This window comes from Flavobacterium noncentrifugens (assembly GCF_900100375.1).
GTDB classification, from domain to species: Bacteria; Bacteroidota; Bacteroidia; order Flavobacteriales; family Flavobacteriaceae; genus Flavobacterium; species Flavobacterium noncentrifugens.
In genome coordinates this window covers 1,012,309-1,039,269 of the sequence record NZ_FNEZ01000001.1, presented here as the reverse complement: position 1 = coordinate 1,039,269, position 26,961 = coordinate 1,012,309, and the positions used below count along the sequence as shown (strand labels likewise).

Sequence of the window (26,961 nt, the reverse complement as noted above, 5' to 3'; positions counted from 1 at the left end):
AAAAATAATTTACCTAAAAACCTTCGGAGTTCCGGAGGTTTTTTTGTTTTTGGCAGACAATACTAATTGCTTTTAAATATTTTTTTATTGTTTATCGATAATTATTATATATATTTGAGAAACCAAAAAAAAATAAAAATGAAAAAAATTAAACAATTTCAAACGATCCTGAATGTCGTTATCGTATTCTCAATTTGTATCATGGTCATTAGCGTGCTTGGCTTACTTATGGGTTTAATGACCGGAAATATGTCGAAAATGAACGTTACAATACATGGACAGGAAATCAATCATGTCGATGCGGTTCTTACAATTGTGATTTTATTAATGGCAACTGGTTATGGTTTTTTCATCTATTCAATTTACCAGTTGAAAAAGCTCATCGATATGTTTATTAGAAAAGAATTTTTCACTGATTTATCTGTAAAAACTCTTAGAATTATTGGTGTTTCGATGTTGGCATCGCCAATTCTAATTCAGGTACCCGGTTATGCGTATGGTATTTTGAATAGCGCAACTATCCATCTAAAGATAAGTAGTATCAGTCCGGAGTCGATAGCGTTTTCAATTATCATATCTTTGTTTTTCATTATTTTGAGTTACATTTTTAATGAAGCGAAAATAATTAATGATGAAAACGAACTTACGATTTAGATTATGCCAATCGTTTTAAATCTTGATGTGATGCTGGCTAGACGAAAAATGCGCTCCAATGAACTTGCCGAGCGCATCGGCATTACTACTGCAAATCTTTCCATACTAAAGACTGGAAAGGCTAAAGCGATCCGATTTTCGACATTGGAAGCGATCTGCAAAGTGTTGGAATGCCAGCCTGGAGACATTATCGAATATATTGCTGAAAAATAAACATTTTGAAACCCACACGCCTTTAGCCCGGATAGCAGCGGCATCCTTTCGCGGAGTGCAACGCAGCGAAATATAGAGCGGATAGCCGGAATAGCTTCCCAAAAGAAACGCCCCGAAGATTCGAGGCGTTTCTAATATAAATTGGGTTTGCTTTAGTCGGCTAAAACAATGATTTTGTTGTCATTCATTTCGACTGTGCCAGAATTGATCGCAACCGTATAGGTTTTCTCATCTACTTTCGTAAACTTCGAAGCGGCTTCTTTGCTGATCTCAAAATGGTCGGCGGCAATTTTGATGACGCCTTCTTTAAGGATCGCAACGATTGGCGCGTGGTGGTTCAAAATCTGGAAACTTCCGTCAACGCCAGGAAAAGTAACGGCTGTTACGGCTCCTGAGAATAGTGTGGTTTCCGGTGATACGATTTCTAAAGTCATATTTTTCAATTGATAATTGATAATGGACAATGGATAATTGTCAACTGTCAATTGTTAATTATCCATTAATTAAGCTTCTGCAAGCATTTTTTGTCCTGCTTCGATGGCATCTTCAATAGTTCCTTTAAGGTTGAAAGCTGCTTCAGGAAGGTGATCCAATTCTCCGTCGATGATCATGTTGAATCCTTTGATGGTATCTTTGATATCAACTAAAACGCCTGGGATTCCTGTAAACTGCTCTGCTACGTGGAACGGCTGAGAAAGGAAACGTTGTACACGACGTGCTCTTGAAACCGAAAGTTTGTCTTCTTCAGAAAGTTCTTCCATACCAAGAATCGCGATGATATCCTGCAATTGTTTGTATTTCTGAAGGATTTCTTTGACGCGTTGTGCGCAGTCGTAGTGCTCGTCACCAAGAATTTGCGGCGTCAAAATCCTTGAAGTAGAATCCAGTGGATCTACCGCAGGATAAATTCCGAGCTCGGCAATTTTACGAGACAATACGGTTGTTGCATCCAAGTGGGCAAATGTCGTTGCCGGAGCCGGATCTGTTAAGTCATCCGCAGGAACGTAAACCGCCTGTACCGATGTAATAGATCCTTTATTTGTTGAGGTGATACGCTCTTGCATCGCACCCATTTCTGTTGCTAATGTCGGTTGGTACCCTACCGCGGAAGGCATACGTCCTAAAAGTGCAGAAACCTCAGAACCCGCTTGTGTAAAACGGAAGATGTTGTCTACGAAGAACAATACGTCTTTTCCTTGATCTGAACCTGCTCCATCACGGAAATATTCAGCGATAGACAATCCTGAAAGTGCCACACGTGCACGTGCTCCAGGTGGCTCGTTCATTTGTCCGAATACGAAAGTCGCTTTTGAATCGCGCATCCCCATTTTATCTACTTTAGACAAATCCCATCCGCCTTCTTCCATAGAATGCATGAAAGCGTCGCCGTATTTGATAATCCCCGACTCAAGCATCTCGCGAAGCAAATCATTTCCTTCACGCGTTCTTTCCCCTACTCCTGCGAATACCGAAAGTCCACCGTGTCCTTTTGCAATATTGTTGATCAACTCCTGGATCAATACGGTTTTACCAACACCGGCTCCACCGAACAATCCGATTTTTCCTCCTTTTGAATAAGGCTCGATCAGGTCGATTACTTTAATCCCTGTGAATAAAACTTCTGATGAGGTTGATAAATCTTCGAATCTTGGCGCCTGGCGGTGGATTGAAACACCTGCGTCACCTGTTTTAGGCAAATCTCCCAAACCGTCGATGGCATCTCCGATTACGTTGAATAAACGTCCGTAAATGTCTGCACCGATTGGCATTTTGATTGGATTTCCTGTTGCAACCACTTCATAACCCCTGCTCAAACCGTCAGTAGAATCCATCGAGATGGTACGAACTGTGTTTTCACCGATGTGTGTTTGTACTTCAAGTACCAATAAAGTACCGTCTTTTTTAGTGATTTCTAATGAATCATAAATTTTTGGAAGTTCAACATCCTTACCGTTGAAAACCACGTCTACTACCGGACCGATGATTTGCGCAACTTTTCCTATTACTTTTGACATTGCTTATGTATTTATTAAATAGCTATTTAGGTTTGTGAAAGGCCTTGACAGAAATTCTAAAAACGACCTCTTTTTCAGAGTGCAAAGATAATTTTTTAAAATATAAAATCAACAACATTTGAATGAAAAATTATTGAAATTTTGCAGTATTGTTTGTTATTGGATTTTATTCAGACGAAATCACGCTATAAAACAAAAAAGCCACCCAAAAACGGATGGCTTTTTTTTCTGAATACTACTCTTTAATTTAATATTGCAGGATATTGTATTGGATACAATCCCAAATCAACCGGCCTGAAAGTAGAACCGTATTTGGCGTTGATGGCTTCCATGAATTTATTTGCGATCAAAGCGTAACCTCTTGGGCTTGGGTGAACCCCGTCAAGAGAGAAAGCGCCTCCGGTTACGAATGCTGAAGTCAGCTGGTAGTTTCCAAAACGGATTCCTCCATTGAAAACCTGGCTTAACACGGCATTTGCATCCACAAAAGCAAGGCCTTTCTGGTCTGCCAAGCCTTTGATCGTAACGTTGTATGAATCAGTTGCTGTTTTTAATTCTAGGATTTCAGATGGAACCAAAACGTGCTTGTCCTGAAGCGGATAAGTGATCCCGAATTTGTTCAAAGGTGCCGGAATTCCTGCCGGAGCAGTTCCTATCACGGATTGTGTCGTCAACAAAATGAAGTCGGTAGTTGCAGGATCAGCTGTCTTTTTTGCTTGTCTGGCCTGTCCGAAAACCTGTCCGTAGAAAGCAGCGGTTGGCGCACCCAAACTTGGGGTGAACGCTGCCGTAAGCTGTGCAGACAAATCTGTAAGCGACTCGTCTTTAATTAAAAGTGGATTGCCTCCTGTTTTTGACAGCAATTCCAAACGATCGCCAGCGCCAAATGCAGTCAGCGCCTGTTTCAAAGGTCCGTAGAGCAATGAATTCAATTGATCTATCGTTGCTTCTCCTACCGCAACGTTGCCACTTCCCAAGACTTTAGACGTCAAAGGATTGACAGGAACGGTTGTAAAAAAAGGTACCGTATTTACATAAGGAATATTTGCAACAACGCCTTTAGCACCGTTTGATGTCAAGGTTGTAACCAAAGCCGCATAAGTTCCGTCAAAACCTACTCCAGGCGCACCTGTTGGCGGAGTAATGTCTCCTCCGTTTACGGGATCCTGGGCCGTTGTGACACCGCCAGCAGTAGCATATCCCAAAACATCGTTGTTTCCAATCCAAAGAGAAAAGAAAGTCGGGCTTTGCGCCATGGCATCTGCCAAAACAGAAGTTCCGTTGCTTGATGCAAAACGCACAAAATATGGATTTGCTGTCGCAGGCGAAGCTGCAAGTCCGGCCGGATTTCCATATCCGGGAGCCAATAAATGAAAGCTTTTTGCACCGGGAACACCCATATTGTTAAACGGACCGGTTAAATGCCCTAAAATCACATCAGTAGTAGGCGTTCCCGAAACAGGAACCGGACCTACACCATTAAAGGTAAGCCTCGGACCGAACCTCGGATTTGCAGCACCTCCAAAAAGCAGGCCTCCAATATTGTCATTCATCAGCGGAATTTTAAATTCGCCACCGCCAACCACCGCAAATTGCTGCGCGAGTATATTGGTGTAAGAACCTTGCTGTCCTTTGATGAACAACGCATTGTCACTAAATCCGGCAGTAAGGGAATTTCCTAAAGCCACATATTTGGAAAAATCTGCTGATCCGGCTACGACTGGAACGTCTGCGGCAACCAGGCTTTCATCATCATCACTATTACATGCTGCAAAGGTTAAAGAAACCAGTAACAACCATTTGAAATTTTTTATCATGATTCTGTATAATTTTTATTAAATGAATGAATTAAGGATTGATCGTTAAGGAAACAAAGTAAAGCCTTCCAATTTGTCCTGCTCCGATAACCTGGATGTAATCTTTTCCGCCAAGGTTGTTCGCACCTACTTTAAGTACGGATTTGATTTTCGGAATGGCATAATTGATCTGCGCATCCAAAACCGTATTTTCCGGAACCATGCCGTCTGCGAACGAAGACTCCCATAAGTATTCCGTATTCCATCTTACATTCACGTTGAACCCAAAGTTTTTAAACAATTTGTCATTTCCTAACGATGCTTTTACCCTGTGTTTAGGCGTGTTGAAACCAGCGATGAAGCTTGGGTCTTTCGACTGATCAAATTCAAATTCTGCGAAGTTGTAGTTGGCACCCAATTCGAAATCTTTGTATACTTTTTTAGACAATCCAACACCGAAACCTTTAGATTTCACTTCCGTTCTTGAATTGGTATAAATCTGGTAAACCCTTCTATCTTTGTTATTGATCGCAGCTACCGCTTGTGATCCTGCAGAAGTATCGTTGGCGTCACCATAATAAGGCGTATAAACCCTTGCCTGGTTCAGGAAGTCATTGTAAATGTTGTAATATCCGCTGATGTCTACTGAAAGGTCGTTGTTTACAATAGTACGATATCCCAATTCAAAAGCCTGAACCCTTTCCGGTTTCACCAATCCGATTGTTGCTTTTTCAAGCAAAGCAGCCGATGCAGCGATTGTTTGTCCGCTGTTTCTTGCAGCATCAAATGCCTGTACAGAACTCAAAGTATATGAATTCTGGTAAGCGTTAACCCCTGAAAGCGTCACCTGGTCTGCACCAAGAATTTCCTGCCCTTGTGCAGAAATCGTCACACCATTCACATTGTTTTGTCTGATTTCTGTAAATCTCGTAAGGTTGTCAGGTGCTGATCCGATCAGGGCGAATGGGCCTAAATCAAGTCCGATATACTGGTCCTGGGTCGTAGGGTTTCTGAAACCTGTTTGGTAAGATGCGCGGAAATTATGTCTTTTATCTGCCCCGGCAGAATAGACAAAAGATACCCTTGGAGAGAAAAATCCGTCAAAATTGCGGCTCTTGTCATAACGGACAGATCCGGTGAATTTCAATCTTTCCTCAAGGAATTTTTTAGTCAACTGGCCGTAAACACCGAATTCGTTGTATTTGATCGGGCCATCATAATCTGTAAAGATCGTTCCTTCAGAATTCATTACATATTGTCTTGCAGAACCTCCAAGCTGGATTTCAGCAAATTTGATGATGTCTTTAAAGTTATAATTTACATCTGAATGGTAAATTTCTGAGTGGTCGATGAATTTTGCACCCTGAGTTAAATCAGGATTAGCCGTAACCGTTTTTAGTGCGTTGTTAAACTGCGTTGATCCCGGCTCAAATCTCGCATTTCTTGGCTCAGAAGGATTCAGCGGATTGGTATTTGGCGTTAGGTTTAATCCAGGCGACATGTTTGTATCTGCAAAAGCCCTTGCGTAATTTGAAGCGCCATTCGCATTCAATCCTAAGATGGCCGATGAAAGCTGAAAAGCTGTTGCGTAATCTGTAAACCAGTTGGTATTAGATTTTGACAAGGCATTAACGTTCCATCCTGCGAAACGCATGTCATAAGAATCTCCTGCATCTTCAGTAGTCATGTAAACACGTGCGAAAAAGTTTTTCCCTTTTACTTCCAGTTTATTCTGGTTCATGTAAAAGTTTTTGAGCGCATACCTGTTGGCACCCTGATAAATCGTATTTCCTGTACCAATTTTGCTTTGGAGGATGATTTCAAAATCATTTGCCCAAGGCTTGAAGTGCAAAGAGAAGTCGGCTTTTACGCTTTCGATTTTGTTGTCTGTCAAATCTTTTTCGCGGTATCCGGTGCGGCTCACTTGTCCTACATTATTGATGAAGGTGGTCACCTCATCTCCGTAAAGGTTCAATCCGTCGTAATTTTGGTTTACGCCATGTCCGATTCCGCCGTCAGTCACACTGTTTCTGTCGTCTGCAATCCATTCTGTACCTCTTAAGTAAGTAAAGTTGGCTTTCGCTGCAAAATGTTTGGTAAAAGCTTTCGCTGCCCTCATTCCGAAATCCCAGTAATCGTTGGTTCCGGCTACATTTTGTCTGGTTTGCCCGTATTTTATGTACGTACTGATTCCTTCATTTGTGAATGGGCTTTTGCTGTTCATGAATAAAATTCCGTTGAACGCATTGGCTCCGTAAAGTGCAGATGATGCACCTGGCAACAACTCTACGTTCGCAACATCGAGTTCTGAAACACCGATAAGGTTTCCGAGAACAAAATTCAATGCCGGTGAAGAATTGTCCATTCCGTCAACCAACTGCATGAAACGCGTATTGGCAACAGTTGCAAAACCACGTGTATTGATCGATTTGAATGACAAACTGCTTGTATTGAAATGTACTTCTTTCAGGTTTTCCAAACCATCATAATAGCTCGCTGCAGTGGTATTTTTAATCTGCTGAAGCCCCATTCTTTCAATTGTAACAGGCGACTCTATAACCCTTTCAGGCGTTCTTGAAGCCGATACTACGATTTCGTCAAGTTTGTTTTCTTCATCAGTTAACTTTACCGCTATTTTTTGGTTCTCAGACTGAACGTCAACTTTTTTAACACCGAATCCTACGCTCGAAACCTCTATTGTGAAAGGCGGTTTCCTGGTAGCAGTTAAAGAAAATTTTCCGTCCATGTCTGTGACAGTTCCTGCATTATCTCCGGAGACTTTTACATTTGCACCGGGAATTGGCAGGTTGTTGCTGTCGGTAACAGAACCTGTAATTGTCGTTTGCGCATGCATGATGCTGCAAAAAAACAACGACAAAATAAATAAGTACATTTTCATTGGGTTAGATTTTTTGTGGTTTATAATGCCAATGTACAAATATTTTTCACATTAATAAAAAGGGCTCAAAATATTTTCACAATTAACAAATTTTTAATTGAATACTATTGATTCAATATTTATCAAATGTTTAAACATTTACAACTATATCGATATAATAGGTATAAAAAATATTATGCATACATATAAAATAGCATTTTATTCAAAAATAAATACTTGGGAAATTTTTTTAAAAGGCACAAAAAAAGCGGAAATAAATTCCGCTTTTTCAACTTATATTTTAATGTTACTCAACTGTTACTGATTTGGCCAAATTTCTTGGTTGGTCAACATTACAATCCCTCATTACTGCAATATGATAAGACAACAATTGCAATGGAATGGTAGTCAGCAACGGTGACAAAGCATCTGAAGTATCGGGAATTTCAATCACATAATCAGCAAGGTCACGAACCTGGGTATCTCCTTTGGTGACAATTGCAATGATTTTTCCGCTTCTTGATTTTATTTCCTGAATGTTGCTCACGACTTTGTCATAATGTCCTTGTTTTGGGGCAATTACAACTACCGGCATCTGCTCATCGATCAAAGCGATCGGGCCGTGCTTCATTTCTGCTGCAGGATAACCTTCGGCGTGGATGTATGAAATTTCTTTTAATTTTAAGGCTCCTTCCAAAGCCACCGGGAAATTATATCCTCTTCCCAAGTAAAGGCAATTTTGAGAATCCTTGAATTTTGCGGCAATGGTTTTAGCGACCTCATTGGTCATTTCTAAAGCTTCCTGCACTTTTTCTGGAATGATTTCAAGTTCCTGCAAATGCCTGTGGAAGTCAGAGTTTGAAAGCGTTCCCTTGGCTTTAGCCAATCTCAAAGCGATCATCGTCAAAACCGTAATTTGTGTCGTAAATGCTTTTGTCGATGCTACGCCAATTTCAGGCCCGGCGTGCGTATAAGCGCCTGCATGGGTTTCTCTTGAAATGGAAGACCCTACAACATTACAAACTCCGAAAACGAAAGCGCCATTTTCTTTAGCCAACTTGATTGCTGCTAAAGTATCAGCCGTTTCACCGGATTGTGAGATGGCAATGACGATGTCGTTTTTATTGATGATCGGATTCCTGTAACGGAATTCTGACGCATATTCTACTTCAACCGGAATTCTTGTAAATTCTTCAATGATGTATTCTGCGACCAATCCGGCATGCCATGAAGTTCCGCAGGCTACGATCAGGATGCGGTCGGCATTCAGGAACTTTTCGAGGTTGTCCTCGATCCCGGCCATTTTGATAATGCCTTCATTAGCCAAAAGCCTTCCGCGATAAGTATCTTTAATAACATTTGGCTGCTCATAGATTTCTTTGAGCATGAAATGGTCGTATCCGCCTTTTTCAATCTGCTCTAAATTCATCTGAAGTTCCTGAATGTAAGGATCTACGATTGTATCGTCTTTGATTTTCCTGATTTTTAAAGGCTTGTGCAATCTTACGATCGCCATTTCCTCATCTTCCAGATAAATCGCATTTGAAGTATATTCGATAAATGGCGATGCATCGGAAGCGATGAAAAACTCGTCTTTTCCAACACCGATTGCCAACGGGCTTCCCAAACGGGCCACCACGATTTCGTCTGGTTTTTGTTTGTCAAAAACACAAATAGCATAAGCGCCGATAACCTGGTTTAACGCCACTTGCACCGCTTTCCCGAGTTTGAGGTTTTCTTTCTTTTTAACTTCTTCGATCAGGTTAACCAACACTTCCGTATCGGTATCCGACTTGAATACGTATCCTCTTTTGATCAGTTCCTTTTTCAGAGGCTCATAATTTTCGATGATTCCGTTGTGGATGATCGCAAGGTTTTCTGAATTTGAAAGGTGCGGATGCGAATTGATGTCATTTGGCACTCCGTGAGTAGCCCAACGCGTATGTCCCATTCCGATAGTACCCGACTGGGAAATCTCTTTGGATTTTTCCTCAAGGTCAGAAACTTTGCCTTTTGTTTTGGAAACTTTAAGGTCATTTCCGTCAAAAAGCATCACTCCTGCGCTGTCATATCCTCTGTATTCTAACCTTTTAAGGCCTTTAATCACAATTGGATAAGCTTCTCTAAATCCTATGTATCCGACAATTCCACACATAATCTTATCTTAATTAGGTTTTGTATAATAAATCTGAAATTTTAGTCTTTTGTCCTCGGGAACATCTGCCCCGCTTCCCCATAAAACAGTTCCAAAAGGATGAACAACCGACATGGTTGGAACAGTTTCTACTTTTTCACCAGTTGGTAAAGTAAATGCATTTTTCAATGTTTTCGTAGTTACTGCGTTTATATTTTCAGTGACAACCAATCCTAGTTTCACATTATCTGACGGGCTGCTATCGCTATCTTTCAATATATTTATCACATGATTTGTGAGTTTTATCGTATATCGGGTGTCAGTCCCATTGTTCACGACCTGTAAAATCCCACCGTAAATACTCTTGTTTAGCTTAACATTGGTCGCATTGGTGGTCACATCTGAACTATAATCAATTATAGGCGTATTGTTTGTTAAATCATACAGATAGATGCGTCGTGACATATTCTCAGAACCTGCCATCGTAGGCGTATCAACATGAAAGGTAAGCGTTGCATCATTAATCAACATGTTTTCAGCCCTAAGGGTTTCCAGGTTTTCATTTGGAAACAACTCGATTACGGCCATCTTGCCTTGTCCACCTTCAAGAACCAGTTTTTTCGCTTCGTCAGGAATGACAGCGGCATTCGTTTTGTTAAGAAGGCTTACAGAATTTCCGGTCAAATTAAGCACAATCGTTTTCTTTACCGTAGGCAGAGCATCGGCAGCAACCTTTTTTTCTAAGTATTTAACTGTAATCTTTCCCGCTGCAAAGTTTAACATTCCCATAACCGACTGGCCAGGATCCCTTTCTTCTATACTAAAATACAACCCTCTAAAATACTGCTTAAACACATTATTATTGAGCAGTTGGCCTTGCGCTGCAGCCGAAAACAAAATGTCTTTGAACTTATCCGGTTCCAAACTAAGTATCATTCGTGGAGACACCTTTGATTTAACATATTCATTTGTATCTTCATCGAACGTTTCTTCTTCTTTATACACTTTATCAAAGAAAAAATCATCATTTCCTCCTAGAAAGTCATCAGCTGATGGGTTTTGGAAAAGCGTATTCTGGTCTGTGTAAAAATTTGGCGTTGCTGGATCGCTCATATAAACCCTCGATCTGTAAACTTTCAGTTTCAGGAAAGCCGACGCATTGCCGTAAATGGAATCCAGTTCGTAAGTACTGATTGCAGTCGTAGCATCGCTACTTAAAACGGTACTGAAATACGGAACCGACAGCGTTACCTCTGTAACTGTTGGAGATAATGTCGCGTCGATGGTAGGATTTACCGTTGCAAGAACCACTTCTGTAGCGTAATTGGCTGTCGTTTTTCCAAAAACCGGATGGACGTAAGTTCCTAATGCCGCAGTGGGAAGGTTGTTTGAAGCAACCACTCCGTAATTGTATGGCGTCGCCTTTACAGAAAAAGACTGTCCCTGAACTGCAAAATTATCATCTCCTACTATATTGGTTCCAATGTCATTGGAATCATTGTCGCAGGATGCAAAAAAACTCACAAATAAAACGAATGTTATTTGTTTAAAAAACGTCTGGTATTTCATTTGACCTTAATAAATATTTATAAAACCGAATTCTTGTAAAAACTCGTGTATGCCTCAGCAAACCGGTCTTTGGGGGCGAAAGGTAGAAAAGGTTTTCCCGATGATTCTATAAATTTTGTTAAACTTGGAGACAGGTTTTCAGACGCGATAATCACTGCATCAGAGTGGTTTATCGACGTTTTGAGGATGTTTTCGTAATTTGGCGTTTCAAGGAAACTAATCGCCTCTTCAGGAACATTATCAAATTTTACTTTGTTGATCATTTCAAGGTCGAGCGCACCTTCAAAAGATTGAGAATAAACCGAAGTCACGATTTTAGTATCCGCGAAAAGCGCTTCATCTTTATAATAATGCTTCATGTAAACCGGAAGCATCGCGGCCATCCAGCCGTGAACGTGAATAATGTCCGGAACCCAATTGAGTTTTTTCACCGTTTCAACCACGCCTTTTGCAAAGAAAATCGCACGCTCGTCGTTGTCCGGATACAAAACACCTTCTTCATCTGTAAACGTGGCTTTTCTCTTGAAATATTCGTCGTTATCGATAAAATAAACCTGTATGCGCTCTTTTGGGATAGACGCCACCTTAATAATCAGCGGCATATCAAGATCGTTGACAACTAAATTCATTCCCGAAAGCCTGATTACTTCATGCAATTGGTGCCTTCTTTCATTTATATTTCCATATCTGGGCATGAATATCCTGATTTGCCCACCCTGATCATTGATCATTTTCGGAACATCATAAGACATTAAAGAAACCTCATTTTCAGCCAGATAGGGCACAACTTCAGATGATACGTATAATATCCTCTTATCCTCCATATTGTAATTTACTTTACTTATTGTCAACAAAAAACAGGCAAAATTACAAAAATTTATGCAGTTATTAACTAAAATCTTAAGTTTGCACCGTATTTTAATCAAACGCACATGCTTATATTCAGCAGGCAAGCCGATTTGTCAGCCCATTTGAAATCTGTTTCTACCCCAAACAGCACGATCGGATTTGTACCAACCATGGGCGCTTTGCACGCCGGGCATTTATCTTTGCTCGAAGAATCATTAAAAAACAACGACTTTACCGTCATCAGTATTTTTGTGAACCCAACGCAGTTCAACAATCCCGAAGACCTCGAAAAATACCCGCGTACGCTTGACGCCGATGTTGAAAAAATTGAAAAATTGAATTCCGATATTATTGTTTTCGCACCAGGTGTCGCTGACATTTATGAAGGCGAAACGGTTTCTACGCATTTCGATTACGACGGACTTGAAAATCAGATGGAAGGAAAGTTCAGGACCGGACATTTTGACGGTGTCGGCACGATCGTAAAGCGCCTGTTTGAAATCGTAAAACCCACCAACGCGTATTTCGGCGAGAAAGATTTCCAGCAATTGCAGATCGTAAAGAAAATGGTCGAAAAACACCATTTGCCTGTAAACGTCATCGGTTGCCCGATTTTTCGCGAAGCAAACGGGCTTGCAATGAGTTCCAGAAACGAACGCCTGACACCTGAAGAGCGAACAAACGCCGCTGTCATATACAAAACCCTCAAAGAAGCAAAAACGCGTTTTGGCACAGAAAGTGCTAAGCAGGTCGCCGATTGGGTTTACAGCACTTTCGAAATCCTTCCGGGCTTTGACCTCGAATATTTCGAAATCGCAGATGAAGCGACTTTATTGCCATTCGAACACAAAACCGAAGGCCATAAATACCGCGCGTTCATCGCCGTTTTTGTCAACAAAATCAGATTGATCGATACTATTTCATTAAATTAATTTACCTTTGCCCCATGCAAGTTCAAGTTGTAAAATCGAAAATACACCGCGTTACCGTAACCGGAGCCGATCTCAATTACATTGGCAGTATTACCATTGACGAAGCTTTAATGGAAGCCTCAAATATCATTGAAGGCGAAAAAGTTTCCATCGTCAACATCAATAACGGCGAACGCCTCGAAACCTATGCGATTAAAGGAAATCGCAACAGCGGCGAAATTACGCTAAACGGCCCGGCGGCTAGAAAAGTCCAGAAAGGCGACATTATCATTATTATTTCTTACGGGATCCTCGAATTCGAAGAAGCCAAATTATTTAAGCCTAGCCTCGTTTTTCCTAACGAAAAAGACAATTCCCTTACGTAATTGTGAAGCAGCAAATCAGCAAGTGGTTATCCATTTTACTCCCGGTTTTACTGGGCGTTTACCTGATCTACTATTCTTACCACCAGTTTACACCGGAACAAATCAAAGAAATTGAAGGCTATTTTAAAAATGCCGATTACACCTATATTTTTATCGCCGGATTTATTGCCGTCCTCGGAAATGCCTCACGCGCTTACCGCTGGAAGTTTTCGCTCGAGCAAATGGGCTACACTTCGTCATTCCAGAATAATTTCATGGCCGTCAACATTGGGTATTTGCTGAACTTAACGGTTCCAAGATCGGGCGAAATCTCAAGGGCATTGGTTGTCAAAAAATACAACGGCATCCCATTTGACAAAGGTTTCGGAAGCATAGTTGCCGAACGCATTGTCGACATGGTGATTCTTTTGCTCTTTATGCTACTCGCTGTAACTTTGCAGTTTGACGTGGTTAAAGCATTCATCCTCGACAAAATCCCATTAAAAAAATTACTGATTCTTGTCGTTGCCGGATTGGTCGCTTTTGTCGTCTTGATCCTGATTTACATGTATTCCCGTTCAAAACTGATCCTGAGCCTCAAACAAAAGGTGTCCGGACTCAAAGAAGGGATTTTCAGCCTCGTACACATGGAAAAAAAATGGGCTTATTTCTTTCACACGATTTTCATCTGGTTGTCGTTTATCGGAATGTTTTACGTGACGATCTTCGCTTTTCCTGAAACAAGCCATTTGTCGATCGGCGCAGTCGTGACCTCGTTTGTTGTCGGAAGTATTGCCATTGCTTTTACGAATAGCGGTTTCGGTTCTTATCCGTTCCTGATCTCTAAAATCTTACTGTTCTATTCCATTTCTGAAACGGTTGGAAATGCATTCGGATGGATCGTCTGGACGTCCCAAATGCTGGTATTGGTCTTGTTGGGCGTGCTGTCATTTTTATTTCTGCCGGTTTTTAACCGAAGCAAATAATTCGTTATATTGCTGTCTGTTTTCAAACCGACAAAAACCAATCCGGCCAACCATGAAAAATTTCCTGCTTCTGATCACTCTGATCACTTTTATCGCTGCCGATGCGCAAAAAACCGTTGAAACTTTCCCTTCAAAAAAACTAAAAGAAGACCGCGAGCTTACGATCAGCCTTCCGCCGTCTTACGCTAAAAATCCGGCTAAAAAATACCCGCTTTTATTATTACTCGACGGCGATTATCTTTTTGATCCGTTCCAGGGCGCCATTCAATATGGGAATTACTGGGACGATCTTCCCGAAGTGATCATCGTTGGCATCAGCCAAAATAAAAACAACGAGCGTGAAAACGACTGCTCTGTAGATGCAACAACGGGTTTGCCTGATGAAAAAGGAGATCGGTTTTTTGAATTTTTAGGATTGGAACTGATGCCGTACCTCGAAAAGAATTTTAGGCTTGCGCCTTTTAAAATCATCGCCGGACATGATGTTACTGCTGGATTTTTAAACCTGTATTTATACAAAGACCAACCTTTATTTAACGCGTATATTTCATTAAGCCCGGAATTGCCATTGGGCATGGAAGAGCAATTGCCGGAACGTTTTTCCCTGATCACAACGCCAATTTTCTATTATCATTCGACTGCCGATGGCGACCTGAAAAAAATGAGAACGCGCATCCAGGCGCTTGATGCCGCCGCGAAAAAAATCTCAAAACCAACGCTGAATTATCAGTTTGACGATTTTAAAGGCGCTTCGCATTATTCGCTGGTATTGCATTCGATTCCAAACGCATTGTACCAATTTTTTGCGGTGTACCAACCGATTTCAAGTGCCGAATTCAATGAGAAAATTGTTACGCTTCCAGGCGGATTTGTTGATTATCTGATCAATAAATATGACGTCATGGAAAAATCCCTGAACATTAAAATGCAGGTCAGGCTGAACGATTTCAAAGCGATCGAAGCCGCGATTTTAAAGAATAAGGCTTACGCCGAATTTGACAAACTTGCCGATCTTGCCCGAAAAAATTACCCGAAAAGCATGCTCGCCGATTATGAAATGGGCCTGATGTATGAAAAAACAGGCGACCTCAAACGCGCAGTAAAAAGCTACCAAAGCGCTTACCAGAAAGAAGAGATTGGAAACCTTACCAAAGACATGATGCTCAATAAGGCCGACGAAATCAAGAACATGTAAAACATTTATGTCAAAAGTTAAAACTTCCTTTTTTTGCCAGAATTGCGGCGCCCAATATGCCCGATGGCAAGGACAATGCAACTCCTGCAAAGAATGGAACACCATAGTGGAAGAAATCATCCAGAAGTCTGAAAAGCAAAGCTGGAAACCCGAAACCACAACCACAACAAAGGCCAGCAAGCCTTTAAAAATCAACGAAATCGATTCGGCACAGGAAATCCGCATGGATTCTTTTGACGGCGAACTTAACCGCGTGCTCGGTGGCGGCATCGTTCCGGGATCGCTGATCCTTTTAGGTGGCGAACCCGGAATCGGAAAAAGCACCTTGCTGTTGCAGATTTCACTCAAACTGCCTTACAAAACCCTGTATGTTTCAGGCGAGGAAAGCCAGAAGCAAATTAAGATGCGCGCCGAAAGGATTACGCCAAATGGCGACAATTGCTACATTCTGACCGAAACGAAAACCCAGAATATCTTTAAGCAAATTCAGGAAATCGAACCTGATGTCGTCATTATCGATTCGATCCAGACTTTGCATACCGATTACATCGAAGCCTCGCCGGGAAGCATTTCGCAAATCCGAGAATGCACCGCCGAACTGATCAAATTTGCAAAAGAAACGAATGTTCCGGTTATTTTAATCGGACATATTACCAAAGACGGAACGATCGCCGGACCAAAAATCCTCGAACACATGGTCGATACGGTTTTGCAATTCGAAGGCGACCGAAACCACGTGTACCGGATTTTACGCTCACTTAAAAACCGTTTCGGTTCTACAGCCGAACTCGGGATTTATGAAATGCTCGGAAGTGGCTTGCGCGAAGTTTCGAATCCGTCAGAAATACTAATTTCACATAAAGAAGAAGCACTTTCGGGAACCGCGATCGCATCGACACTTGAAGGCATGCGTCCGCTGATGATCGAAATTCAGGCATTGGTCAGCACCGCCGTTTACGGAACGCCGCAACGCAGTACGACCGGATACAACGCCAAAAGACTCAATATGATTTTGGCCGTCTTAGAAAAACGCGCCGGTTTCCGTCTCGGAACCAAAGATGTTTTCCTGAATGTAACAGGCGGGATTTCTGTTGATGATCCGGCGATTGACCTTGCCGTCGTGGCTGCCATTTTATCGTCGAATGAAGACATCCCGATTGGCGAAGGTTTTTGCTTTGCGGGAGAAGTCGGGCTTTCGGGAGAAATTCGTCCGGTGAACCGCGTTGACCAGCGCATTCAGGAAGCCGAAAAACTCGGGTTTACCACGATTTTCGTTTCTAAATACAACAAGATTGCATTAAAAAATACGTTTATCAAAATCCGCTTAGTATCTAAAATTGAAGATGTCGCAAGCGAATTGTTCGGATAAAATTAAAACCTACAACATGAGAACCAGAAAACAAAAAATTATACTGACACTTTCGATTCTAAGTGTGATTTTTGTTTTAGCAATAACCGGTGTTTATATTTTTCGCGATGCTTTACTTCAGAAAGCCATTGTAAAAGTCAAAGAGAAAATGGACCAGGATTACGACAGCAATTTTACGGTCAAACTGGCTAAATTCAATGGATTAACTGGCGTCGAACTTAAAGATGTCGTACTGAAACCCAAACATGCCGACACGCTTTTCCGCATTGAAAGCATGAAAACAACGGTCAATTTCTGGCATTTGTTTACCGGAAATGTGCAGCTTGGAAGCCTTGATGCTAAAAACGGTTACGTGCAATTGGTACGCAACGCGAATGGCCGGAATTTCGATGCATTCCTTCCGAAAAAGAAAGAAACCACATCGGATGAAAAAACGAATTATGCCGAATTGGCTTACCGGATTTTGACCAACGCTTTAAATTTGGTCCCAACCGATATGAAGCTCGAAAACCTGTCGCTCAAAATGGATGACATGGGCAAAAAAGCGCAGCTCAACCTTAAAACTTTAACGCTCGAAGACAAACAGCTCGAAACGGCAATCCAAGTGCAAACCAACACGTTTACGCAGCGCTGGAAAATTAAAGGATTTGCCGATCCGCGGAACAAACAGGCCGACATTCGGTTTTTTAACATCGATACCGGAAGGATTAAAGTGCCGTATTTTGACGAACGCTACAACTTGACTGCAGGCTTTGATTCGATTCGTTTAAACGTGGAAAATATTGACATGGATGGCGATGAATTGCACATTGACGGCTTTACTTCGATTGCGAACCTGCATGTCAACCACGAGAAAATTGCGAGTAAAGATGTCGTGATCAACAATGCGCGTTTCGATTACCATTTCCTTTTCGGCGAAAGCTTCATTGCGATTGACAGCAGTTCGACCGTACTTTTAAATAAGATGAAATTCAATCCCTACGTCGAATACAACAACGAAAAAGACAAAATTTACAAGCTGAAAATTGCGTTGCCAAGAATGAAAGCGCAGGATTTTATCGAATCGCTGCCCGAAGGTTTGTTTACGCATTTTGAAGGCATGGAAGCCGAAGGTACTTTTGATTACCGACTTGATTTTGAATACAACAAAGACAGGCCAAACGATTTGGTTTTTGAAAGCAAGCTCAACAAAGAAAACCTTAAAATCCTTAAATATGGCGAAGCCGATCTGAACAAACTCAACGGATCATTCGTGTATCGGGCGATGATCAATGGCAAGCCGCAGCGCCCGATTCTTGTTGGCCCAGGAAATCCGAATTACGCGCCGTTGTCTGAAATTACGCCTTATCTGAGAAAATCGGTATTGACGACAGAAGATCCGTCATTTTTCTCGCATCACGGTTTCATCAACCAGGCATTCAAGCAATCGATCATCAAAAACATCAAAACCAGAAAATTTTCCCGTGGCGCAAGCACGATCAGCATGCAGTTGATCAAGAACGTTTTCCTGACGCGTGAAAAAACGTTATCGCGAAAATTGGAAGAGATCTTATTGGTTTATGTGATGGAAAACAACCGCATTATCAGCAAAGAACGCATGCTCGAAGTGTATTTCAACATCATCGAATGGGGCCCAAATGTGTACGGCATTGGCGAAGCAGCCCATTTTTATTTCCAGAAATCGCCATCGCAATTGTCATTGAATGAATGTTTGTATTTGGCGAATATCATTCCGAGTCCGAGGAAATTTATGTACCAATTTAATGACGAAGGCAATCTGAGAAATTTTGCTGTAAACCGCGACAAAATGGTGAGAAATATCATGCTGAGGCGCGGCATCATTACGTCTGAAGATACGATTTACGAATTGCCGATTATGGTTTCGGGTGCGGCGCGTTCCTTCATCAGGACGAAAGTCGTGAAAGATTCGACGGCTGTTGATTCGACTTCTATTGAAGAATTTAATTTTTAAAATGAAACATTTCGCAGATTTTAAATCTTATAACGACTATCTCGGCCTGAAAAAACCATTGGACGCCGATATTGACGTAGGTTATTATGATCCGCCGAATATGTTATTAAAATCTGAAGCCATAACTGTTGATTTTTACCGAATTTCCATTAAGATCAATGTTGTAAATAATGCCACTCCGGACAGACGACCGATTACGGCGGTTTTTTTTAATAGTCCGAATTTGATTTTGCCTATAGGCTGGGATGTAGAGCCGACTTATACCGGAATGTATGTCCAGCTTTCGAAGAAAATCATCGAAGAAAACCGATACTTGTTCAAAACCTATCTCGATTACGGACAACACGAAGCTTTATATTTACAAGAGGATGAAGTTCAGGAAATCAGTGCTGTTTTTCGATTGATGGTAAAATATTACGAAAGCGAAAAACAAAATTACAATGTGCTTTTGTCGTATGTAAATGTGTTGATTTCATTGGTTGAAGCATTTTATAAAAGACAATTTTCAACCGATCCAAAAGCATACAACCGCATTGTAACCGACTTTCAACAAAGCTTGATTGATTATTACAGCAAACCTGTTTCCCATCTTCCAAACGTTCAATACTTTGCAGATAAATTGGGCTTAACCGCCAATTATCTGGGCGATATCATCAAGCATTTTACCGAAAAATCTGCGCTGGAAAACATCCACGATTTTGTAATCAAGAAGGCAAAGGATTTATTGATAGAAAATAAGAAACTCAACACGACCGAGGTGGCTTATGAACTGGGTTTTGAATATCCCAACTACTTTTCAAAATTCTTCAAGAAACAAGTAAACCTCACGCCAAGAGAATATCGGCTGCAGGCAAACGGCAAAAATTAGGTACAAACGCTCCCATTCAGGAGCGTTTTTTTATATCGGTAATTTGTTTCTTTTTTATTAGTAGTCTGTTTCATTCGTTCATCCTACAGCTTTTTACTTTTGCTTTAGTAAAAAATCAAATGAAAACAAGAATTCTATTTGCAATGTTAATCATGTTTTTAGCAGCTGCAACAAAAACCACAGCACAAATTGCGGCAAAAAAAAATGACGGTAAGCAGAAAACAGTATTGCTCATCAACACGCACTTCACCTATCCGGGTTGGTCTGAAGGAAATCTAAATGCATCATTTTACAATGCCGCCAAAGCATTTTTCATCTCTAAAAATTATACCGTTCTCGAAACAAAAGTGGAAAACGGTTATCATGCCGATGAAGAAGTCGAGAAACATTTACAGGCAGACATTGTCATTTTGCAAACACCGGTGAATTGGGAAAATACGCCCTGAATCTATAAAAAATATGTGGATGAAGTGTTCAACAGCGCTTTAAAAAGTCGAAAATTCCTTTCCGGTGACGGACGTTCAGAAATTGAAGGCTCAAAACAATACAGAATGGGCGGTAAAATGCAAGGCAAAAAATTTATGATTTCTGCCACTTGGAATGCACCAAAAGAAAGCTTTAATGACAACGCACAATATCTTTTTAAAGGCAAAAGTGCCGATGATGCTTTGTTCAATGTGGCGGCAAATTATCTTTTTACCGGCTTTGAAATAATCCCCGGATATTATTGCTATGACGTGTACCACAACAAACACATTAAAGAAGATTTAGAAAATTATCCTGCTTATTTACAAAAAATGCTGGGCTTATAAATGTACGATTACAAATAAAAAACCATCAATGAAAAAATCAAAAAAAGCATTACTAATCAATACACACCTGACTTATCCCAATTGGTCTGAAGGATTATTGAACGACGCATTCCATCAAAAGGCAAAAGACTTTTTAGAAGCTCATAATTTCGAAGTTTTAGAAACCAAAGTAGAAGACGGCTATCAGGCAGATGAAGAAGTAGAAAAACATTTGGAAGCCGACTTGATCATCCTGCAAACCCCGATCAACTGGTTTGGCGCGCCATGGATTTACAAGAAATACGTAGACGAAGTTTTTAACAGCGGATTGTTGAGCAAAAAATTTCTTACCGGCGATGGAAGGACACGGGAAGATGCATCCAGACAATATGGAACTGGCGGACTTTTACACGGGAAAAAGTTTATGGTTTGTGCTACATGGAATGCGCCTGCAGCAAGCTTTTCAGATGCCAGTCAGCAATTATTCAAAGGCGCAAGTACTGCCGATTTTTTGCTTCCGATCACCAGCAATTATCGTTTCTGTGGCGTAGCAATCGTGCCCGATTACAATTGTTTCGATATTTTCAAAGATGGAGACATCACAAAAGATTTAGAAAATTATCCCTCGCATTTAAAAAGCGTTTTTGAACTTTAAACAGGATTATTGAGAATCTGATAGACACATTCAAATCATGTAATTTATTAATAACCAAAGCATAATGAAAAAACATTAAATATTCCTACTTTTACGTGGCTAACCTTTTTAATGATTTTACTATGAAAAAAATAATTACGCTTTTATTATTTGCCCTGCCTGCAATTTCTTTTGCACAAACGATTGCACTAACCGAATTTGCCACAGGTTTCAATGCCCCGACAGAAATTGTAAACGCAGGCGACAGCCGTTTATTTGTCGTACAGCAAGGCGGAGCGATCCGGATTTTAAATACCGACCGAACCATCAACGCAACCAATTTCCTGACACTAACCACGGCAACCATTTCAACCGGCGGCGAACGCGGATTGCTCGGTTTGGCTTTTCATCCCAACTACGCGACCAACGGATTCTTCTTCGTAAACTACACCAACACAGCGGGAAATACAGTCATTGCGCGTTATCATGTGAGCGACAATCCAAATGTTGCCGATGCGGCCAGCGGAACCGTTTTATTAACAGTCGCACAACCATTTTCAAACCACAATGGCGGAACGCTTAAATTTGGTCCCGACGGTTATTTATACATTGGAATGGGCGATGGCGGAGATGGCGGAGATCCGGGAAACCGCGCACAAAATATTTCTGAAAATTTAGGAAAAATGCTTCGCATCGATGTGAATTCGGGTTCGCCTTACGGAATTCCGCCCACAAATCCTTATGCCGGAGCGCTTGTCGGAAATGATGAGATCTGGGCGATCGGGCTCAGGAATCCATGGAAATTCTCATTCAATAAATCAACCGGCGATTTGTGGATTGCAGATGTGGGCCAGGATGCTATTGAAGAAATCAATAAAGTAGCTGCACCGCTTACTCCGGGACTTAATTTTGGATGGCGTTGTTATGAAGGCTCTGCACCATACAATACCTCGGGCTGTGCTGCTATCGGAACCATGACGATGCCAATAGCTGAATACAACCATTCTACCGGCGGGCATTCAATTACCGGCGGCTATGTGTACAACGGAACTACGTACCCGAATTTACAAAACAAATATTTATTTGCCGATTATTACCAGAACCGAATTGGAATGGTAGACAATACTACCGGCGCAAGAACTTATTCTGCAACTTTCTCGGGAAGCAGCGGTTTTACAACCTTTGGAGAAGATGTAACTGGCGAATTGTATGTGGCCGCCAGCGCTACAGGGAAAATCCTTAAAATCACCGACACTTCACTTGCTACAACCAACTTTGATAAAATGACTTTTTCGGTTTCACCAAATCCGGCCTCGTCAGAAATTAATCTAAAAATAAGCTATGCGCGTTTTCCAGCAGCAGTGAAATTTTATGATGTGACCGGGAAATTATTGATGAATGCCAATATTGACAGCAATTTGTCGTCATTGCCCACAGGTTCGCTTCAAAGCGGCATGTACATCATCACGGTAACCGATCAGTCGGGTGCTTCATCGAGTACGAAACTAACCATTAAATAATATGAATTCAGACAGTCAGGCCTTATATATTTTGGTAATTACCGGCGGAATTTTTGCCATCACCGCAATGCTGATGTACATTTTTCCACCAAAAAGAATTAATTTTTTATACGGTTACCGAACGGCATCATCGATGAAATCTGAAGAAAGCTGGAAATTTGCACAAAGGTTTTCTGCCATTGCGATGCTGCAATCGGGTTTGGGACTGCTTTTAATTTCAGGACTTGCAACATTTTCACCGTTTTCCGAAACATCAAATACGGTGATTGCATGGATTGCGTTAATCGCTGCCATCGCTTTTATGTTTGTTCGAACCGAAAAAGCGATCAAAATAAAATTCCCGGTTTAACACCAATAAAAATGCCCGAACGTAAAATTCGGGCTTTTTGTATTTTTAAAATGAATCTTACAATTCATTCAGCATTTTAGAAATTTCATCCAATTTCGGCGTCAGGATGATTTCGATCCTTCTGTTCTTTGCTTTTCCTTCAGCACTCGTGTTTGGAACAAGCGGCGCATATTCGCTGCGGCCTGCAGCTGTTAAATTCTCTTTTTTTACCTTTTTGTTCTCGCCAATGATGTTTACAATCGCTGTTGCCCTTTTGGTCGACAAATCCCAGTTGTCAGTCACGGCGCCAGATCCTGCGTAGGCATCATCATCAGTGTGGCCTTCGATTAAAACAGAAATATCCGGATTGTCGCCAAGTACTTTTGCGACTTCAACCACCGCTTTTTTTCCTTCAACGCCTACAGCCCAGCTTCCTGAACCGAATAACAATTTGTTCTCCATAGAAACATAAACTTTTCCGTTTTTCTGCTGTACGGTCAAACCTTTTCCTTCGAAACTGTTCAATGCTTTTGAAAGGGTTTCTTTGAGTTTTTTCATTGCTGCATCTTTCGAAGCCATCATCGATTCGAGTTCGGCAAGACGTGTGGAGCTTGCATTCAAGTCGGCTTTTAATTTGTCAAGGCGCGCTTGTTCGTCGGCCAGGGCTTTTTCTTTGGCTTCCAATTTTCCAAGCAGATCGCGGTTTTTATTCATGTTGGCCAACAAAGCATCGTCGCTGTTTTTTTCGAGTGCACTGTAAGAAGATTGCAGCGTTTTGAGGCTTTTATCAGCAGCTTTGTAATCGTTTGATAGTTTGTCGCGTTCGGCTTTGGTTTTATCCAAATCGGCTTTTAGTGCCGCATAATCCTGGTCGAGCTTGGTTTTGGCCTTGTTCAGGTCATCGTTCTGATCTGATATTTTGCGGTTGTCTTTCTTGAGTTGTGCATAACGGTTTTCAAGATCGGTGTATACCTTTTTGGATACGCACGATGTGGACAAAGCGAGGATGCATAAGGCAATGGAAACTTTTTTTATCATGTTTTTGAGTTTTATTTTTGGATGGATATTATTTTGAAAACGGCTGCCCTAGCCCTGATTGAGGCGGCATCCTTTTTTTGTTGCTCCAAATGTAGTTTTTCAACTTTGAACTTCCAAACAAAAAAAGATATAGCCGAAAGCAGGATTAGGCTCCTGATTTAATCAATTTCAACCAAAACCGGACAATGGTCAGAATGTTTCGCATCGGGTAAAATCACGGCTCTTGTCAAACGGTCTTCGATTGATTTTGTAACCAGTAAATAATCGATGCGCCAGCCTTTGTTGTTGCCACGAGCACCTGCGCGATAGCTCCACCAGGTGTAATTGTGCGGGTCTTTGTTGAAATGGCGGAAGCTGTCGATGAAGCCGTTGTTGATGAAAACATCAAGCCAGGCGCGCTCTTCGGGTAAAAATCCCGATACATTTTTGTTTCGGATCGGATCGTGGATGTCAATCGGTTCATGGCAAATGTTATAATCACCGCCAATGATCAGATTCGGAACTTCATTTCTCAATTCGTGCACGTAATCGTGGAAGTCTTTCATGTACATGAATTTGTGGTCAAGTCGCGCCAGGTTGGTTCCCGATGGCAAATACAAACTCATCACCGAAAAATCGTCAAAATCGAGGCGCAGGTTTCTTCCTTCGAAATCCATGTGCGGGATCCCGGTTCCGAAAACGACATTATTGGGCTTGATCTTAGACAAAACCGCCACGCCGCTGTAGCCTTTTTTCTGCGCCGAAAACCAGTAATGGTATTTGTATCCGATGTTCTCAAATTCAGCGACCGGAACCTGCTCCTGCATCGCTTTGATTTCCTGAAGACAAATGACGTCGGGATTTGCGGCTTTGAGCCATTCAATAAAACCTTTGCTGATCGCAGCGCGGATTCCGTTGACATTATAGGAAATAATTCTCATTTTTACGGATAAAAGTTAGCGTTTCAAAAGTAGTAAAAAAGCGCAAAGTATAATTCAGAAAAAAGAGTGAAAATGGAGTTTTTTGCTATCTTTGTTTCGGGCTCAAAAAACAAACATTAAATGGGTTTAGTTACCGCTAAAGAAGTTGCAAAGGCTATAAATGCTGACAAATACGGGGTTTTTGGGACTTTTTCAGGCTGGCTTCTGATGAAAGTGCTGAAGATATCTACACTCAATAAACTATACGACAGGAACAAGCATTTGAAAGATCTTGATTTCCTGAACGCCATTTTGGACGAACTCAACATCAAGTTTGAAATTCCGGAAGAAGATTTAAAAAGACTGCCAAAAGACGGCGCTTACATTACGATTTCGAACCATCCGCTGGGTGGCATCGACGGGATTTTGCTTTTGAAGCTGATGCTTGAAAGAGAGCCTAATTTTAAGATTATCGCCAACTTCTTGCTGCACCGCATCGATCCGATGAAGCCGTACATCATGCCGGTCAATCCGTTTGAAAACCATAAAGATGCAAAGTCGAGCGTTGTTGGGATCAAAGAAACCTTGCGCCATTTAAGCGATGGCAAACCGCTTGGTATGTTCCCGGCAGGTGAAGTTTCTACGTACAAAGACGGAAAACTCGTGGTCGATAAACCTTGGGAAGAAGGCGCAATTAAAGTCATCAGGAAAGCCCAGGTTCCCGTGGTGCCGATTTACTTCCATGCGAAAAACAGCCGCTTGTTTTACCTGCTTTCAAAAATTGACGACACGCTCAGGACGGCAAAATTGCCTTCGGAATTGTTGACACAGAAAGACCGACTGATTAAAGTGCGCATTGGGAAACCAATTTCTGTCGCCGAACAAAACGAACACCAAACGATCGAGGAATACTCCGATTTCCTTCGCAAGAAAACCTACATGCTTTCAAACGCGTTTGAAAAAGAAGTGCCGTTTTTGCAAAGTGCCAATTTAAAGCTTCCGAAAAGCCCGAAGCAAATTGCAACACCTGCGAATCACGAGAAAATGATCGTAGAAGTCAACGCACTCCGCAAGACCGACTGTCGTTTGCTGCACAGTAAAAATTATGAAGTCTTCTTTACAGAAGCGCATAAAATCCCAAACATTTTACACGAAATCGGGCGTTTGCGCGAAATTACGTTTCGTGAAGTGGGCGAAGGAACGAATGAATCGCTCGACCTTGATAAATTTGACAAATATTACCACCACATGTTTTTGTGGGACAGCGAAACCAATCTGATCGCCGGCGCTTACCGTATGGGATTGGGATCTGAAATTTTCCCAAAATATGGCATCGACGGATTTTACCTGCAGGAATTGTTCCGGTTTGAACCCGAGCTTTTCGACATGATGCACAAATCCATCGAAATGGGCCGCGCGTTCATTATCAAAAGCTACCAGCAAAAACCCATGCCGCTGTTTTTATTGTGGAAAGGCATCGTGCATTTAACATTGCGCTATCCGGAGCATAAATTCCTGATTGGCGGTGTGAGCATCAGCAACCAGTTTTCAGATTTTTCGAAATCGCTGATGATCGAATTCATGAAATCGCATTATTACGATCCGTACATTGCGCAGTACATCTACCCGAAAAAAGAATTTAAAGTCAAATTAAAGGACGCCGATAAGGATTTTGTTTTTAATGAAGCGGAAGCCGATCTGAATAAATTCGACAAGATCATTGATGAGATCGAACCAGGAAATTTACGCCTTCCGGTACTGATCAAAAAATACATCAAGCAAAATGCACGTGTGGTCGCTTTTAATGTTGATCCGTTGTTCAACAATGCCGTCGATGGATTGATGTACATTCGCATCGCAGATATTCCGCAAAGCACCGTGAAACCGGTCATGGAAGAATTTCAGGCAGAACTCGAACGCAAGCTTGCAGAAAAAGGAGAATGATATTTACGATTTTAGAAGTACGATTACGATATT

Annotated in this window: 24 protein-coding genes; 15 read left to right on the top strand and 9 right to left on the bottom strand. The window is 41.4% G+C overall.

Features of this window, described 5'->3' with window-relative positions; all coding sequences use genetic code 11:
- Positions 1–138 precede the first annotated feature (138 nt).
- Together BLS32_RS04630 and BLS32_RS04625 are read left to right on the top strand one after the other, a co-directional pair.
- Positions 139–654 carry a DUF2975 domain-containing protein gene (locus BLS32_RS04630; protein WP_139171688.1) on the top strand — a complete coding sequence of 172 codons (516 nt, stop codon included), beginning with the start codon at positions 139–141 and terminating at the stop codon, positions 652–654.
- A 3-nt stretch (positions 655–657) separates the two neighbouring features.
- Positions 658–867 carry a helix-turn-helix domain-containing protein gene (locus BLS32_RS04625; protein WP_091392284.1) on the top strand — a complete coding sequence of 70 codons (210 nt, stop codon included), beginning with the start codon at positions 658–660 and terminating at the stop codon, positions 865–867.
- 152 nt (positions 868–1,019) lie between these two features.
- Here the strand turns inward: BLS32_RS04625 and BLS32_RS04620 are convergent, their stop codons facing one another.
- From BLS32_RS04620 to BLS32_RS04590, 7 genes are all read right to left on the bottom strand, one after another.
- The gene (locus BLS32_RS04620) at positions 1,020–1,301 is read right to left on the bottom strand and encodes a F0F1 ATP synthase subunit delta/epsilon (protein WP_091392453.1); all 282 of its coding nucleotides are present in this window, start codon (positions 1,299–1,301) and stop codon (positions 1,020–1,022) included.
- A gap of 69 nt (positions 1,302–1,370) precedes the next feature.
- Positions 1,371–2,882 (bottom strand): F0F1 ATP synthase subunit beta, encoded by a 1,512-nt coding sequence (gene atpD / locus BLS32_RS04615; protein ID WP_091392282.1) that lies wholly within the window; start codon positions 2,880–2,882, stop codon positions 1,371–1,373.
- 242 nt (positions 2,883–3,124) lie between these two features.
- Positions 3,125–4,699: a G-D-S-L family lipolytic protein gene (locus BLS32_RS04610; RefSeq protein ID WP_091392280.1), complete on the bottom strand. Its 1,575-nt coding sequence runs from the start codon at positions 4,697–4,699 to the stop codon at positions 3,125–3,127.
- A 31-nt stretch (positions 4,700–4,730) separates the two neighbouring features.
- Positions 4,731–7,577 carry a carboxypeptidase-like regulatory domain-containing protein gene (locus tag BLS32_RS04605; RefSeq protein WP_091392279.1) on the bottom strand — a complete coding sequence of 949 codons (2,847 nt, stop codon included), beginning with the start codon at positions 7,575–7,577 and terminating at the stop codon, positions 4,731–4,733.
- A gap of 286 nt (positions 7,578–7,863) precedes the next feature.
- Positions 7,864–9,711 (bottom strand): glutamine--fructose-6-phosphate transaminase (isomerizing), encoded by a 1,848-nt coding sequence (gene glmS, locus BLS32_RS04600; RefSeq protein WP_091392277.1) that lies wholly within the window; start codon positions 9,709–9,711, stop codon positions 7,864–7,866.
- Positions 9,712–9,720: 9 nt separating this feature from the next.
- Positions 9,721–11,259, bottom strand: a complete 1,539-nt coding sequence (locus tag BLS32_RS04595) for a BamH family beta-barrel-assembly machinery protein (protein WP_091392275.1) — start codon at positions 11,257–11,259, stop codon at positions 9,721–9,723.
- A gap of 17 nt (positions 11,260–11,276) precedes the next feature.
- A complete protein-coding gene (locus BLS32_RS04590) occupies positions 11,277–12,083 on the bottom strand; it encodes a glycogen/starch synthase (protein WP_091392273.1) in 807 nt (268 codons plus the stop codon).
- A gap of 108 nt (positions 12,084–12,191) precedes the next feature.
- On the opposite strand from BLS32_RS04590, the gene panC reads away from it, so the two are divergent.
- The 12 genes from panC to BLS32_RS04535 all read left to right on the top strand — a co-directional run bounded on the left by panC (position 12,192) and on the right by BLS32_RS04535 (position 23,068).
- A complete protein-coding gene (gene panC / locus BLS32_RS04585) occupies positions 12,192–13,040 on the top strand; it encodes a pantoate--beta-alanine ligase (RefSeq protein WP_091392271.1) in 849 nt (282 codons plus the stop codon).
- A 14-nt stretch (positions 13,041–13,054) separates the two neighbouring features.
- On the top strand, positions 13,055–13,405 hold the full coding sequence (gene panD / locus BLS32_RS04580) for an aspartate 1-decarboxylase (RefSeq protein WP_091392269.1): 351 nt from the start codon (positions 13,055–13,057) through the stop codon (positions 13,403–13,405).
- Positions 13,406–13,407: 2 nt separating this feature from the next.
- Positions 13,408–14,370: a lysylphosphatidylglycerol synthase transmembrane domain-containing protein gene (locus tag BLS32_RS04575; RefSeq protein ID WP_091392267.1), complete on the top strand. Its 963-nt coding sequence runs from the start codon at positions 13,408–13,410 to the stop codon at positions 14,368–14,370.
- 52 nt (positions 14,371–14,422) lie between these two features.
- Complete coding sequence (locus tag BLS32_RS04570) at positions 14,423–15,565, top strand: alpha/beta hydrolase (RefSeq protein ID WP_091392265.1); 1,143 nt, start codon at positions 14,423–14,425, stop codon at positions 15,563–15,565.
- A 7-nt stretch (positions 15,566–15,572) separates the two neighbouring features.
- The gene (gene radA, locus BLS32_RS04565; protein WP_091392263.1) at positions 15,573–16,934 is read left to right on the top strand and encodes a DNA repair protein RadA; all 1,362 of its coding nucleotides are present in this window, start codon (positions 15,573–15,575) and stop codon (positions 16,932–16,934) included.
- A gap of 16 nt (positions 16,935–16,950) precedes the next feature.
- The gene (locus BLS32_RS04560) at positions 16,951–18,906 is read left to right on the top strand and encodes a transglycosylase domain-containing protein (RefSeq protein WP_091392451.1); all 1,956 of its coding nucleotides are present in this window, start codon (positions 16,951–16,953) and stop codon (positions 18,904–18,906) included.
- 1 nt (position 18,907) lies between these two features.
- Positions 18,908–19,774 carry a helix-turn-helix domain-containing protein gene (locus tag BLS32_RS04555; protein WP_091392261.1) on the top strand — a complete coding sequence of 289 codons (867 nt, stop codon included), beginning with the start codon at positions 18,908–18,910 and terminating at the stop codon, positions 19,772–19,774.
- 119 nt (positions 19,775–19,893) lie between these two features.
- On the top strand, positions 19,894–20,220 hold the full coding sequence (locus tag BLS32_RS18805) for an NADPH-dependent FMN reductase family protein (RefSeq protein WP_307725606.1): 327 nt from the start codon (positions 19,894–19,896) through the stop codon (positions 20,218–20,220).
- Positions 20,221–20,235: 15 nt separating this feature from the next.
- Positions 20,236–20,586 (top strand): NAD(P)H-dependent oxidoreductase, encoded by a 351-nt coding sequence (locus BLS32_RS18800; protein ID WP_371860014.1) that lies wholly within the window; start codon positions 20,236–20,238, stop codon positions 20,584–20,586.
- A 28-nt stretch (positions 20,587–20,614) separates the two neighbouring features.
- The gene (locus tag BLS32_RS04545; RefSeq protein WP_091392259.1) at positions 20,615–21,220 is read left to right on the top strand and encodes an NAD(P)H-dependent oxidoreductase; all 606 of its coding nucleotides are present in this window, start codon (positions 20,615–20,617) and stop codon (positions 21,218–21,220) included.
- A gap of 122 nt (positions 21,221–21,342) precedes the next feature.
- Positions 21,343–22,719, top strand: coding sequence for a PQQ-dependent sugar dehydrogenase (locus tag BLS32_RS04540; RefSeq protein WP_091392258.1), 1,377 nt, complete (start codon positions 21,343–21,345; stop codon positions 22,717–22,719).
- A 1-nt stretch (position 22,720) separates the two neighbouring features.
- Positions 22,721–23,068 (top strand): SdpI family protein, encoded by a 348-nt coding sequence (locus BLS32_RS04535; protein ID WP_091392256.1) that lies wholly within the window; start codon positions 22,721–22,723, stop codon positions 23,066–23,068.
- Between the two features lie 57 nt (positions 23,069–23,125).
- Here BLS32_RS04535 and BLS32_RS04530 read toward each other — a convergent pair whose 3' ends face one another.
- Both BLS32_RS04530 and BLS32_RS04525 read right to left on the bottom strand, forming a co-directional pair.
- Positions 23,126–24,085 (bottom strand): OmpA family protein, encoded by a 960-nt coding sequence (locus tag BLS32_RS04530; RefSeq protein ID WP_091392255.1) that lies wholly within the window; start codon positions 24,083–24,085, stop codon positions 23,126–23,128.
- Positions 24,086–24,243: 158 nt separating this feature from the next.
- On the bottom strand, positions 24,244–25,005 hold the full coding sequence (locus BLS32_RS04525; protein ID WP_091392253.1) for an exodeoxyribonuclease III: 762 nt from the start codon (positions 25,003–25,005) through the stop codon (positions 24,244–24,246).
- Positions 25,006–25,125: 120 nt separating this feature from the next.
- Here BLS32_RS04525 and BLS32_RS04520 point away from each other — a divergent pair, with 120 nt between their 5' ends.
- Positions 25,126–26,928, top strand: a complete 1,803-nt coding sequence (locus BLS32_RS04520; RefSeq protein WP_091392252.1) for a GNAT family N-acyltransferase — start codon at positions 25,126–25,128, stop codon at positions 26,926–26,928.
- Positions 26,929–26,961 lie beyond the last annotated feature (33 nt).